The 13,446-nt window shown below is 72.8% G+C and carries 7 protein-coding genes; 3 read left to right on the top strand and 4 right to left on the bottom strand.

The genetic code is table 11. The annotated features are described in order from the left end of the window. Positions 1–162: 162 nt before the first annotated feature. Positions 163–1,680, bottom strand: coding sequence for an AfsR/SARP family transcriptional regulator (locus ACWCYO_RS09900; protein ID WP_449783910.1), 1,518 nt, complete (start codon positions 1,678–1,680; stop codon positions 163–165). Positions 1,681–1,692: 12 nt separating this feature from the next. Then, complete coding sequence (locus ACWCYO_RS09895) at positions 1,693–2,121, bottom strand: DUF4258 domain-containing protein (RefSeq protein WP_449783909.1); 429 nt, start codon at positions 2,119–2,121, stop codon at positions 1,693–1,695. A 330-nt stretch (positions 2,122–2,451) separates the two neighbouring features. Here ACWCYO_RS09895 and lanKC point away from each other — a divergent pair, with 330 nt between their 5' ends. Continuing rightward, positions 2,452–4,995 carry a class III lanthionine synthetase LanKC gene (gene lanKC / locus ACWCYO_RS09890; protein ID WP_449783908.1) on the top strand — a complete coding sequence of 848 codons (2,544 nt, stop codon included), beginning with the start codon at positions 2,452–2,454 and terminating at the stop codon, positions 4,993–4,995. Between the two features lie 632 nt (positions 4,996–5,627). Then, a complete protein-coding gene (locus ACWCYO_RS09885) occupies positions 5,628–8,441 on the top strand; it encodes an ATP-binding protein (RefSeq protein ID WP_449783907.1) in 2,814 nt (937 codons plus the stop codon). Between the two features lie 1,853 nt (positions 8,442–10,294). Here ACWCYO_RS09885 and ACWCYO_RS09880 read toward each other — a convergent pair. Further along, complete coding sequence (locus tag ACWCYO_RS09880; protein ID WP_449783906.1) at positions 10,295–11,818, bottom strand: sigma-70 family RNA polymerase sigma factor; 1,524 nt, start codon at positions 11,816–11,818, stop codon at positions 10,295–10,297. Positions 11,819–11,927: 109 nt separating this feature from the next. Next, entirely contained in the window at positions 11,928–12,239 is a 312-nt protein-coding gene (locus ACWCYO_RS09875; protein ID WP_270142923.1) for a CAP domain-containing protein, read from the bottom strand. Position 12,240: 1 nt separating this feature from the next. On the opposite strand from ACWCYO_RS09875, the gene ACWCYO_RS09870 reads away from it, so the two are divergent. Further along, complete coding sequence (locus tag ACWCYO_RS09870) at positions 12,241–13,152, top strand: hypothetical protein (RefSeq protein WP_449783905.1); 912 nt, start codon at positions 12,241–12,243, stop codon at positions 13,150–13,152. Positions 13,153–13,446 lie beyond the last annotated feature (294 nt).

Below are 13,446 nucleotides of genomic sequence, written 5' to 3'. Positions count from 1 at the left end.
AACGTCGCGGGCGAGCGCATCACCGGTAGCGGGTGCCGGGACCTGCCCGCCCTGCGCGCCGAGGTCCCGGCCTCCCGCGCGTACCTGTTCGACACCCCCGCGGCCTGAGCGCCGCCGTCCGCGGCGGCGTGCTCGGCCGCTCGCCGGGTGGCCGCCACCGGGTCAACTGCCGTCCGGCGACGGCGCATCGGGGCAAGCGATGCGGTACATGCGGTAGCCGGGGCTGTCCAGTAGCCCGGCGTCCACCAGGGACTCGGCGATGTGCTCCGCCTCCTCCCGGTCGGTGCCCAGCAGCCTGCCGACCAGCTCGATCGGGAGGGTCGGCGCTCCGCTGCCGGCGAGCGAGTCCAGGGCGAGGGCGAGGCGGGGCGGCAGCTGCCGGCGGCGATCGGTCGCCGGCCCGGGCCGTGCCGGGAGTGCCAGCTGGGTGGCGCCGGGCAGGACGAAGGCCCGGCTGCGGGCCGTGACCACGGCGGCGCAGCCGGGCGAGCCGGGCAGCAAGGGGGCGACCTGCGCCGCGTCCGCGGCGTCGTCCAGGATGATCAGGATGCGCCGTCCGCCGAGCATGGACCGGTACAGGGCGGCCCGTTGCTCCGTCTCGACGGGGACGTCCTCGGGCGGGACCCCGAGGGAGCGGAGGAGTCGGGCTAGGACGTCGCCCTCGGGGAGCCGTGTGGGGTGCGACCCGCGCAGGTCGACGGACAGCCGTCCGTCGGGGAAGTGGGCGGCGACCCGGTGCGCCACCCGCGTCGCCAGCGTCGTCTTGCCGGTTCCGCCGGCTCCGGTGATCACGGCGACCGGCACCCGGTGGCGTCGGGGGTCGGTGAGCGTCCGTTCCAGCTCGACCGTCGCCCCCTCCCGGCCGGTGGGCCCTCCGCCCGCGGCCGGTGACCGGGGCGTGGCGGGCGGGCCGGAACTGGCCGCTCGCCCGTCGGTGGCCAACCCGTCGCGGACGCCGGTGAGTTCGCGCCCGGGCGGGACGCCGAGTTCCGCGGCGAGCAGCCGGCGGGTGTCGCCGTACACCTTCAGGGCCTCGGCCTGCCGCCCGCAGCTGTCGAGGGCGCGCATCAGCAGGCCCTGGAGGTGCTCGTCGAGGGGGTGCTCCCGGGCGAGCGCGGACAGCTCCGGCAGGACCCGGCCGTGCATGCCCAGGTCGAGGGCGCAATCGAAGTACTGCTCCTGGGCCTCCAACCGCAGGCGGACGAGCCTGGTCCGCTCGCGCTCGGCGTGGGGGCCGGGCACGCCGGTGAACGGCTCCCCGCCCCACAGGGCGAGGGCCTCGCCCAGGGAGCGGTGGGCCGAGGCGAGGTCGCCGTGGGCGCGGGCTTCGCGGGCGACGCCCAGCAGCCGTTCGAAGACCGTGACGTCCAGCGCGTCGTCCGGCACCCGGAGTGCGTAGCCGTCCCCGTCCGAGCGCAGGAGGGTGCTCGGCTCCCGCGGTGAACGGTCCGGCTCCAGCAGTGCGCGCAGCGCCCAGGCGTAGGTGCGTACGGAGCGCAGCGCACGGGCCGGGGCGTCCTGCCCCCAGACGCCGGCGACCAGTTCGCGCGCGGTGACGGTCCGTCCGCCGCGCAGCAGCAGCATGGCGAGCAGTGCCTGTTGCTGCGGCGGGCCCGGGCGTACCGGCTGGTCTCCCAGCCGTACGCCCGTGGCCCCCAGCAGCCGGAATCCGGGCTTCATCGCTCCCCGTCGCTAGATGTTCGGCTCACCCTTCCAGAAGACGGTGACGACGACCCACTGTCCCCTGTTGGCGCCGATGATGACCTCCAGTTGACCACCGGCCATGCCGAGCGAGTAGTGCCAGTTGCCATTCGTCTGGCACCAGGCGTCCTTGGCGTTGATGCGGACGGCGTTCCGGAGCTCGTCCTCGCTCACGTCGCGATCCTTCATCCGCTGCTCGGCGTGCTGGCTGATCCGGTCGAACGAGCCGGGAGCGTGGTCGGAGCCGCAGTCGGCGAAGGTGGGCTCGTGCCCGCCCCGGGTGGGCGGGTTCACGAGCGCGACCTGCCCGGTGGGCTGAGCCGCGAACGCCGGTACGGCCAGTGCCGGCCCGGCGACCGCCGCAACCGCGGCGGTGACGGCGCTGACGGCCATGAGGCGAAGACGCTTCGAACTGTTCACGATGACTCCACTGTCCGTTCGGTGCATGCACGGCCCATCGGCCGCCGTGATCAAGGTGACCGGCGCCGGTCCACGGGCGATCAGCGGGCGGTTAACGGGGTCCGCGGCCGACGCTAACCGGGCGCTCATCGGCGATGGATCGGGCCGTCGCAAGGTGGTGTCCGAGCCCGGCGCTCCGGTGGTCCTCCTCCGGGGACCGCCGACGGCGGCCCTACGCACTCCAGGCCGGACCGCGCTACAGGCCCGACCGCACCTGCGGCCGGACCGCGCTCCACGCCGGACCGCACGTGCGGCCGAACCGCACTCCCGGGGAGGGGGAAGACGATGAACATGGAAGAGATACACGCCTACTGCCTCGCCGACCCGGTGTTCTTCGAGGCACCGCAGCGCCTCCGGGACGGGGGCTCCCGCTGGACACCGCCGCCGGTCGGCGATGGCACCCGCCGGGAGACCGACGAGGACGTGTGGACACGGGTCTCCTTCGGCCGGCCGTTGCCCTTACAGGGGTGGAAGATTCACGTGTCGGCCGCTGTGCCCGCCGCCCAGCAGGTCCTGGACGCGGCCGCCGCCGTCTGCACCGCCCGCCGCGCCGCCTTCAAGTACCTGCGCAGCGCCCAGCTGCTGTCGGCGTTCAATTCCAAGTACTCCCACCGGGGTTCCTCGGGGAAGTTCATCACCGTCTACCCCGCGGACGACGGCGAGTTGAAGGCCCTGCTGGACGAGCTCACGGCCGCGCTGGACGGACAGCAGGGCCCCTACATCCTGTCCGACCTGCGCTGGAGCGAGCGCAGCCCGGTGTTCGTGCGCTACGGGGCCTTCGCCGCGCGGTGGGCCCCCGTCGGGGGCGACGCCCCGGTACCGGCCATCGCCCGGCCGGACGGCACGCCGGTGCACGATCCGCGCACCGCCGCGTTCACCCCGCCCGACTGGGCACCGGTGCCCGACTTCGTCCGGGAACGCATCGACCGGTTCGCCGAGATCAGCCACGTGGACCTGCCGTACGAGATCGTCCGGCCGCTGCACTTCTCCAACGGAGGCGGGGTCTACCTGGCCAAGGACCGGGCCGGCGGCGACCTGGTCGTCCTGAAGGAGGCCCGGCCGCTGGCCGGACTCGACGCGGAGGGGCTCGACGCGGTGGCCCGGCTCCAGCGGGAACACCGGATGCTCACCGCGCTGGCCGGCACCGGCCTCGTACCGCGCGTGCTGGGCTACCGGACCTACTGGGAGCACCACTTCCTGATCCAGGAGTACATCGACGGCGAGCCGCTGGCGAAGGCCGGGGTGCTGCGCCAGCCGCTGGTGCGTCCGGACGCCGATCCGGCCGCGTACGAGGAGTACACCCGCTGGGCGCTGGACGTCCTCGACAGGGTCGCCGCGGCGACGGCCGTCGTCCACCGGGCCGGGATCGTCTTCGGCGACCTCCACCCCAACAACGTCATCGTGCGCCCGGACGGCTCCGTCACCTTCATCGACCTGGAGGCCGCCCACCGGGTGGGCGAGCCGCGCACGGGCCTGCTGGGCGCACCCGGGTTCGCCGCACCCGCCCATGTCACCGGCACCGACGTCGACGCCTACGGACTGGCCGCCCTGCGGTTGGGGCAGTTCGTCCCGCTGGGAGCGCTGGCAGGCCTCGATCCGGCCAAGCCCGCCCAGCTCGCACGGTGGGCGCACGAACGCTTCCCGTTGCCCGTCGGCCACGCCCGGGACGCCGCGGCGGCCATGGCGGCCATCGCCGGGACCACCGTACCGGCAGCGGTCCGCGCGGCCGGTCCCGCCGACGCGGACGGGGAGGAGAACCGGGCACGGCTCGTCGCGGCGCTCGTCGCCTCGGCCACCCCGGAGCGGACCGACCGGCTCTTCCCCAACGCCCCCGAGGGGTCGCAGGAGGGCGGCGGCACCAGCCTGTCCCACGGAGCCGCGGGCGTCCTGTACGCCCTCCACGCGACGGGCCACGCCGTCGACCCGGCCTGGACCGACTGGCTCACGGCCGCGACCCTGCGCAACCTCGCCACCGCACCGGTCGGCCTGTTCAACGGCTCCTGTGGGGCGGCCACCGTCCTGGACCTCCTCGGACGGCGCGACGAAGCCGCGGACATCATGGGCCGGATCCTCGACCGCACCGTCGAGCCGACCGGCCTCGGCCTGCTGACCGGCCTGCCCGGCACCGGCCTGACCGTCCTCGGGTTCCACCGCCGCAGCGGTGACGGCGGCCACCTCGACCACGCCGCCCGGATCGCCGCCCGGATCGAAGCCGCCCTCGCCCGCCCGGGCGGCGCCCGCCCGGGCGCGGGCCTCACGACCGGGGCGGCCGGATCCGCCCTGTTCCTCGTCCGCCTGCACGAACGCACCGGCGAACCGGGCTACCTCGACCTGGCCGAGAAGGCGCTGCGCCTCGACCTCGTGCAGTGCGAGGACGTCGGCGGATCCCTCCAGGTCAACGACGGCTGGCGGTCCGTCATCTACCTCGGCACCGGCACCACCGGCATCGGGCTCGCCCTCTCCGCCTACCTCGAGCACCGCGCCGATCCCGGCTTCACCGATGCCCTCCGGGCGATCCGCAAGGCGGCGCACTGCGGGTTCACCGTCTTCCCCGGCCTCCTCAACGGCCGTGCCGGCCTGCTGTACTTCCTGGCGGCCGCCGGGCAGGACGGCGCGGACGACACCGCGCTCCAGGGCCACCTGCGCGAGCTGTGGCGGCACTCCGTCCCCCACGGCGAAGGCCTCGGTTTCCCCGGGGACCACCTGGTCCGGCTGTCGATGGACCTCGCCACCGGGTCGGCCGGCGTGCTCCTGGCGATGGACGCCGCCCACCGCCGCACCGACCTTCTTCTTCCCCTGCTCGGCGGAACGGCCCCGGCCTCCGCCGCCTCCTGAGCCCGCTGCGCCTCGACCGGCGCGGCGCAACCCCCACCCACCCGAAGGAGGTGACCACCATGTCCATCCTCAACCTCCAGCAGCTCCAGGGTTCCGAGGACAACGAGCCGTTCCTGGCCAGCGCCCTCAGCTGGGCGTGCCACGGCACCACCATCTGAGCGGGTGACCTGCGCACCCCTCGCCGGCGGTCCGACACCGCGGACCGCCGGCCCCCAGGAGTCCGTCGGCCTCACCAGGCCCGGCGAAATCCCCGACCAACAGAAGGAGTTGTACCCATGTCGATCCTCAGCCTCCAGCAGCTCGACGCCCACGAGGACAACGAGGTGCTGCTCGCGAGCACCGCCAGCTTCCAGTGCCACAACACCAGCTTCGTGGGCTGACGCACCGTACTCACCGGAGACGGTGAGATCGGTCACGAAGTACCACAGGCCGCGGGGTCCAGCCCCGCGGCCTGTTCTTCCCATTCCGGCCACCGGCAGGCCGACTTGGGGCACCGCACGCTCCCTCCGGAATCCCGACTTTCCGTCAGCTCCCGATCGCACACGGTCCTGATCCGGAACGGCGACTTGTTAAGGTTTCCGTCCCGGCCGTCCGCCATCGCCGGGTACGGGGGAACGAGGGAGTCGACGCCGATGACCGGCATGCCGTCCGGGCCGTGCTACACCGTGCTGGGAACGGTCGGGGTGCTGCGGGGTGAGAATCCGCTTCCCGTCGGGCCCCCCCAACAGCGCGCGCTGCTGGCCATGTTGCTGCTGCGGCGCAACACGACGGTGGGGCTCGACGAACTGATCGACGGCCTGTGGGGCGAGGAGCCGCCCCGCGCCGCGGCGGGCACGGTACGGCTCTACGTCCACCGGCTGCGCCACGCGCTCGGGCCCGAGATCGCCACCCATGGAAAGTCCTACGCCTTGCGCGTCGCACCCGGCGCCCTGGACCTCGACGCGTTCGAGGAGCAGGTGGCCCGGGCCCGCGCCCGGCTCACCACCGACGGGCCGGGCGCCGCGGCAGAACTGCTGGCACGCGCGCTGACCTGGTGGCGGGGCGTCCCCCTGGCGGGGCTGCCGGGCCCGCACGCCCGCATCCACCGCGAGCGCCTGTCCGAGCTGCGCCTGGCCGTTCTGCTGGAGCGGATCGAACTCGACCTGCAACTGGGGCACCACGCCCGGCTGATCCCCGAGCTGACCGCGCTGTGCGAGGAACACCCTGGCGACGGCCGGCTGGACCTGCTGCTCGACACCGCGCGGGCGCACAGCGGCCGGAACGGAACCGTACGGACCGTGGCCGACTCCCCGCCTTCGCGGCGAGCACCGGAGAAGGCTGACGGGCTCGCTGCGGCACTGCCACCTCCGGCGCAACTTCCCTACGTGCCAGGTGACTTCACCGGACGCGACGAGGAGATGCGGACGCTGGTGGAGGCGCTGACGCCGACCAGCGCCGAGGGCCTGATGATCGCTGCCGTCAGCGGCATGGGAGGCGTCGGAAAGACCACGCTCGCCGTCCACGCGGCCCAGCGGCTGCGCGGGCACTTTCCCGACGGACAGCTTTACGCCAACCTCCGGGGCATGCGGGAGGACCCGGCCGACCCCGCCGTGGTCCTGGCCGGCTTCCTTCGGGCGCTCGGTGTGGCGGACTCCGTGATCCCCGACGACCAGGAGGGGCGTGCGGCGCTCTATCGGACCAGGCTGGCGGGGCGCCGGATCCTGGTGGTGCTCGACGACGCCCGGAACTACCCCCAGATCGAGGCGCTGCTGCCGGGCACACCGGACTGTGCGGTGGTGGTGACCAGCCGCACCACGATCCCGGAACTGCCGGCCGCACCGCAGCTGCGGCTCGACGTGCTGCCCACCAACAAGGCGCTGGCCCTGTTCCGCCGGATCGCCGGACTCGAACGTGTCGCGGCGGAGCCGGAAGCGGCCGCGGCACTGGCCACCCGGTGCGGAGGGCTGCCGCTGGCGCTGCGGCTCGCCGGATCCCGCCTGGTGGCCCGGCCCGCGTGGTCGCTGTCCGACATGGTCCGCCTGCTCGACGGGTCCCGCTGGGCCATGGACGCGCCCGCCGGCGGCGCGGACGGGCTGGCCACCTGCTTCCGGCACAGCTACGACCTGCTCGGCGACGAGGAGGCCCGGCTGTTCCGGCTCATGGCGATACCGCGGCAGCCGACCACCGACACCGAAGGCGCGGCAGCGCTCGCCGGGCTGCCGCCGGCCGAGACCGGGCGATGTCTGGAGCGGCTGGCCGACCTCGGACTGCTCGAAACACCGGTCCCCGATACCTACCGCTTCCACGACCTGCTCCGGGAGTTCGCGGCGGCGCGGTCGGAGGAGCAGGACCGGCCCGAGGAACGGGCGGCGGCCCTCACCCGGCTGCTGGACCACTTCCTGACCCTGGCCTGCGCCGCCTACGCCCGGCACCGTCCGGGCCATCCGCTCGTCGGCCTGCTGCTGCCCGCCGCGCCGCCCGGCCCGTCGCACACCGCCCCCGACGACGGACCGCCCCGGGGCCTGCCCGAGCCCTCGACCCTGCTCGCCGTCGCCGAACAGGTGCTGGAAGCCGCGCCCGCGGCCATCGGTCCGGTCGCCAATCTGGTGCTCGCCCTCGAACCGCTCCTGGACCGCTCGTTCCGGTGGGACTGCCTGGTCTCCCCGGCCCGCAGGATCCTGGACGTCGCCGAGGAGCAGGGGCACCTGCGGGCGGCGGGACGCATCGGGCACGCGCTCGGAAGCGCCCTGACCATGGTGGGCCGCTTCGACGAGGCCGAGAAGACGCTCCACCAGGCGGAACAGGCGATGCTCATGGTCGGGGACGAGGCCGTGCGCACCGAGACGCTCACCCGGCAGGCCCTGGTGTGGCAGTGCCAGGGCGACTGGGAACGGGCCGAGGCCGGATTCCGCCGGGCGATCGCCGTCGGCGAGGACTGCGGCAACGCCTGGGGAGTCGGCAACTCGCTGCTGAACAGCGTTAGTTCGCTGCTGCGGCTGGGCCGGCTGGACGACGCGGCGACGACCTGTCGGGCCGCCCTGGAGAGCGTCCGGGCGTCGAAGGACCACTTCGGGCACGCCCACGCCCTGTACCAGCTGGGAGTGGTGACCCGGCACCTCGGGGAGTTCGAGGAGGCCGTCGCCCGGCACCGGCAGAGTGCGGAACTCGGGGCCCGCAACGGGTACCCCGCGTTCGAGGTCCTGAACGGGGTGTCGGAGACCGCCGCCCTCCTGGCCGCGAACCGGGCCTCGGACGCCGCGGAGTGCGGCGAGCGAGCCGTGGCCGTTGCCCGCCGGCTCGGTTGGCGGGCAGCGGAGGCCCGTGCGCTCCGCCTGGTGGGCACCGCGTTCGAGGCGGCAGGTGAACGGGACCTGGCGCGGCAACGGCTGACGGAGGCGGTGGAACTCCTGACCTCGATCGGCCTGCCGGAGTCCGCCCAGGCCAAGGAGATCCTGGCCGGACTGTGACGGCGCGGCCGCGCGGGCCCCGGGGGTGCGTCAGGTCCCCGCTGCCCGGGGCGCGGCGGCGGCCCGGGCGTGGGTGGCGGCGCGGATCGGTGAGGGACCGCAGGCCCGGACCATGACCCGGCCGCCGGCCCGCGCCGGCGGGCGGTCCCAGACCATACGGACCAACGAGGTCCGCCGGACAGCGAGTTCGGCCCGGGCCCAGGGCGGCAGCAGACCGATCGACGCGTTCGTCAGCCCCCGGGCGGCAGCGCGCTCGCGGCGGCTGCGGCCGAAGCCGCGCAGCAGGCGGAGAACTTCCAGCGCGGGCGGCGTGACCCCTGGCCGCGACCGGACGGGTCGGCGTCAGCAACTCCGGCCGGATCCCGGCGAGATAGGCCGCGACCTCGGCCTCCTCCAACAACCGCACACACCACGCACCCAACTGCCGCCCGCCCTCCTCCCGGCACCCACACCGCCGATACACCCTGCCTCGCTGCGCACGCTGTTCCACGAACTTCCCCTTCTCCCGGACTGGGTGGTGAATCTGAGGCAAGAGTGGCTGCTGTGTCGGGTGTGGCGGCAGAGCGCGTCGGGCGGTGCGCGAAGCACGTCAGAACCGCATGGCGAGGAGACGCTCAAGACGACACGCCGTCCGAAAGATCACTATCCGAATCCAGTGGGTGGTCGACCCTGATCCGACCGGACCGCCTCGTCTGGCCAGGGGCAATGCAGGACGGGCTGCGGCGGTCGGCAGAGGGGGCCTGCTGAAGGGTCGACAGATTACTGTCACTCGCGGTGACAAAGGCGGGTCGGGGGCCTGGGGACCATTTGGGGACCAGTTTGGGACTGCGCCTGGTGAGCGCCCATGAGCGCCCATGAGCGCCCATGAGCGCCCGTAGGCGATAGCGGGCATCTATGTACGAACTTAAAACCAGCCTGGGCATCCGACGGGTTCTGGCTCTGCCGATCGTGGATCTCCATGACGAGTTTCAACTTCCCTGGTTTTCAGTGCACTTGAGCAACAAGAAAGCCGAGGCCGTGAGGCCTCGGCTGTCGACACTAGTTGAACCCCCTGGGGGTCAAGGGGTCGCAGGTTCAAATCCTGTCGTCCCGACTGGGGTTCGCCCCGTTGTCGCAGGTCAGAGGCCGTTTCCTCCTTCGTGAGGGAGCGGCCTTTGGTGTGTTGTGGAGCCTGCCTCTCACATTCGTCTCACGGTTTCCACGGTTCATTGGTGGCGCTGCGGGCTGCGCGAGCCGTTAGCTGGCGATCATATGCGCCGCTTCGGGTTCTATGTCGGATTTATCGATCACTGCTATGGGTGCGATGGTTGCTCGCCGTGATCGAACCTTCTGGCCGGAGGCTTCGCACTTGACGTATCTGCCGTCGGTCAAGTGCGCGCCGACAGGTCCAGTTGCTGCCCGAGGGCCGGGTGGGTCGAGCGACGATGAGGCAGCCGCAGCCGCAGCCGCAGCCGCAGCCGCAGCCGCAGCCGCAGCCGCCTTCGTTGAAGATGTAGGCGACGTAGGGGGCAGGCGAGAATTCCTGACGTAGCGCCAGGAATCCATCGCCATCTCCCGCGCCGATGGAGGCGAGCTGCGCCGAGCTCCTGCGCCTCGCCTACCACGACGTCCCGGACCGGGACCGGAGGAGCGACGTCCGAGCGGTCGGACTCAAGCTGTTGACTGGCACACGGCCAGGCGCGGCGGCCGCAACGACTTCTTCCAACTGCTCGCCTCGGACCGGGCGTCCGGGCGCGAGTTGTGGACTGAGTTCCGCGGCACCCCGTACGAGTGCGTCTTCGCGCATGCTGACGGCTCGACGGACGTTCCTGGCCCGCTGAGAGTGGCATGCGAATGGCGGACTGGTAGGGCTGTCAGCCTGGGCTGCCCAGGTCGAGGGTCCAGAGCAGGCCGTTCGGGGTGGGGGCGGTGCCGACGCCGGCGTCGGTGTACTGGCAGTCGAGCATGTTCTGCTGGTGGATCGCGCCGTCCGACCAGTCCTTCAGCACGGTGTTCGGCGAGTTCGTGTCCCGGTCGAGGTTCTCGGCCCACACACTCCACTGGTAGCCGGAGGCGGTCATGCGGCCGTCGGCGTGGTTGCCGCGCGGGTCGACGTGGTCGAAGTAGCCGGCGACGGCCATGTCGTCGGAATGCCCTTGGGCGGCCGTGTGCAGGCGCTGGTTGACGCGCAGCGGCCTGCAGCCGTTCTTCGCCCGTCGGATGTTGATCAGGTCGACGAGTTGCTGTTCGAGTGTCTTCTGGGGTGTGGGCGTGGAGGGGGTCGGGGTGGGCGTGGCCTGGCGAGGAGGAGTGGTGGTGGCGGGCGGGGACTGGGGTTCGGTGACGGTTGGTGCGGGAGATGGCCTGGTGGGGGCCGGCGCCGGGGATGCGGGCGTGACCGCGACCGCGGGAGCGGGCGTGGTGTGGTCGGGGCCGGGTCGGAGGATCTGCACTCCGGCGAGGACGGTCAAGGCGGCTGCGACTCCCGTGGCTGCCTTGGCAGTCCTGACCGCCCGCCCATGGCGCGGGTGGAGCCTGCGTGTCGGGGCGGCCGAGCGTGTCGTCGCGCGCGCTGTGCGGGAGAGTGCCTGCTGCGCGGCCGTGGTGGCGAACGCGGCCAGGTGCGGTGAGGCGGCCAGGTGCGGTGCGGGGAGCAGCAGCGGGAGGCCGGCGAGCAGTCCCTCGACCGGTACCAGACTGTGCTGGTGCCCCGCGCAGTGCGGACAGTTCCGGGCGTGCCTGGCGATGCGTTTGCGCCACAGTACGGCCGGCTTCCCGTCCCAGGCCGTGGTGAGCGCCGACAGTTCGGCGCACGGCGGGTCGGCGGCGAGTACTCGCACCACCAGGCGGCCGATCTCCAGTTGTTCCTTCATCCGCTGGACCCGTACGGCGGTGTGCTGCGGTGTGAGGTTGAGGGCTGTCGCCAGTTCGGCCCGGGTGAGCTCACCGCCGGTCTCCAGCCACCAGAGGGAGAGCAGGTCGCGCTCGCGCTCGTCCAGCCAGCGGGTGGCTTCGGCGACCTCCCTGCGCTGGCCCGTCAGGCCGAGCCGCAGGATGGTCAGGTCCACGAAGTCGGCGGCTGGATCGACGACCTGCGTCAGTTCCTGCAGGCCCGGCACGGGTGCCGCCTTCCGTGCCGTCCAGCGCCGACGGACCTCGTTCATCGCCACCGCCACCAGCCAGGACCGGAAGGAGGACGGCTCGCGCAGCGTGTCCAGGGAGTTGACGACGCGGAGCATGGTTTCCTGCACCACGTCGTCCACGTCGGCATGGCCGTCCAGCGCGCGGCCGACGATGTTGTAGATCAGCGGAAGGTGGTCGGCTATCAACCGTTCCCGGGCCGCCGCGTTCCCTGCCTGCGCCGCGGCGACCGTCTTGCTGCCGCTTTCACTGTTCATCAGCGTCCGTCGTCCTCAACTGGGTGATCGTTCCTCCCGCGCCATGTGAGACCCCGGCGAGAGGGTGGGAATGACAGAAATCGAGCCGGCGGTGGGGCTCACCGTCCGCTCACTGGGGACGGGCGAAGTCCTCGGTCCACCAGGGCCCGTTGGCGCTGAGGTTCACGCCGACACCGGTCTCCGTGAAGACGCAGTCCAGGATGTTGTCGCGGTGTGCGGGACTCTTCATCCAGCCGTCCATGGCCGTGGCGGGGTCCTTCGGGCTCTCGTAGATGTTCTCGCCCCAGTTCTGCCAGCCGTACCCGGCGTTGGTTATCCGGGTGCCGGGGTCGACGCCTTCCGGGGTGTCGTGCTCGTAGTAGTTGCGGGCGGCCATGTCGTCGGAGTGCTCCTGCGCCACGGCCTGCAGCTTCGCGTTCACGGTGAGCGGCTTGCAGCCGGCCTTGGCGCGTTCGGCGTTGACCGCGTCGACGATCTGCTGGGCGAACTGGGCAGCGGTACCGGTCGCCGGTGTTCCCGCGACCGGCGCGCTGTGCGTGGCGGGACTGGTGGGCTTGGGGGCCGTCGGGACCGCCGGGGCACTGCTCGCCGGGATCGCCGGAGCACCGCTCGTCGGCCTCGCCTGCGCCTTCCGAACGGTAGGCGTAGCGCTCGGCATGCTGGTCGTCGGCGGGGGCGTCGACGGATTCGCTGTCGGGGTCGCCGTGGCACTCGCGGTCGCGGTCGCAGTGACCGCCCAGCTCGGCGTACTGGTCGGCTGGGCCGAGGAAACGAACGTGACACCGGGCCCCGGCGACAACACCCCGGCCGCGGCGGACGGCGAAGCGGCTCCACCCCCGGAGGACGCCGCGGCAGCGAGCACCCCACCCGTGACCGCGACCAGCCCCACCGCTCCGGCAACCGCCGCCTTCCCACGTGGCCGCGCAGCCCTCCGCCGACCACGCCCGCGCTCGTGCCGCGCCATCCCCGAGCGGCCACCTCCCGCAGCGTCCGGCTCGGACGCCACCGCATCGATCACCACGGTCTCGAACTCACTGCTCATGGATCCGCCTTCGCTCCTCGTCGACGCGTCGTTCACGCCGACCCCCAGGAGACCGACGAACCGGGCCTCGATAACAAAATCCGAAAAGCGGTTTTCGCACTCCAACTCCGCCCCGTCCGCCAGGCCCCTGTTTCGCCGGCAGATCCGCGATGACGCACCCGGCCAGGGCGACGAGGAGCGGACCGCGGAATGGAGGCGCACGGTCTGCCCGGTCACACCTCGTGGCAGTGGTCGGGCGGACGCCGTGGCGGTGGGTGGGGATCTCCTGGCGGGACGGTGGCTCGACGGGTGAGCTGCTGGACCGGCTGAACCGGGTCCTCGGCCCCGCAGATGGACTTCGCGGCCGTGGTTGCGCCGACACGGCCGGTCCCGGTGGCGGCCGCGTTGCGCAGCGGGACAAGACGCAGTGTCGGCGGACCAGCGCTCGCTGCCCACGGTCAGAACGACCTGCTGGTTGCGAGTCAACGCCCGGCAGCACGCTGTCGGTGCCGGCCACCGCCCGCGCCACAGCTCGCACGTGGAAGGTACCTGGTCGTCGGGCCCGGACCAGCCACGCGGTGGTCGCCGGGCGGGTGTCCGTGCCGAG

The organism is Kitasatospora sp. NPDC001683 (assembly GCF_053596495.1).
The sequence above is the reverse complement of the archived record's forward strand: the minus strand, read 5'-3'. Positions and strand labels throughout refer to the sequence as shown.

Bases quoted from the DNA above. Each gene is read 5' to 3' on its own strand.
- ACWCYO_RS09900 (WP_449783910.1), bottom strand. From the start codon at position 1,680: ATGAAGCCCGGATTCCGGCTGCTGGGGGCCACGGGCGTACGGCTGGGA.
- lanKC (WP_449783908.1), top strand. From the start codon at position 2,452: ATGGAAGAGATACACGCCTACTGCCTCGCCGACCCGGTGTTCTTCGAG.
- ACWCYO_RS09885 (WP_449783907.1), top strand. From the start codon at position 5,628: ATGACCGGCATGCCGTCCGGGCCGTGCTACACCGTGCTGGGAACGGTC.
- ACWCYO_RS09880 (WP_449783906.1), bottom strand. From the start codon at position 11,818: ATGAACAGTGAAAGCGGCAGCAAGACGGTCGCCGCGGCGCAGGCAGGG.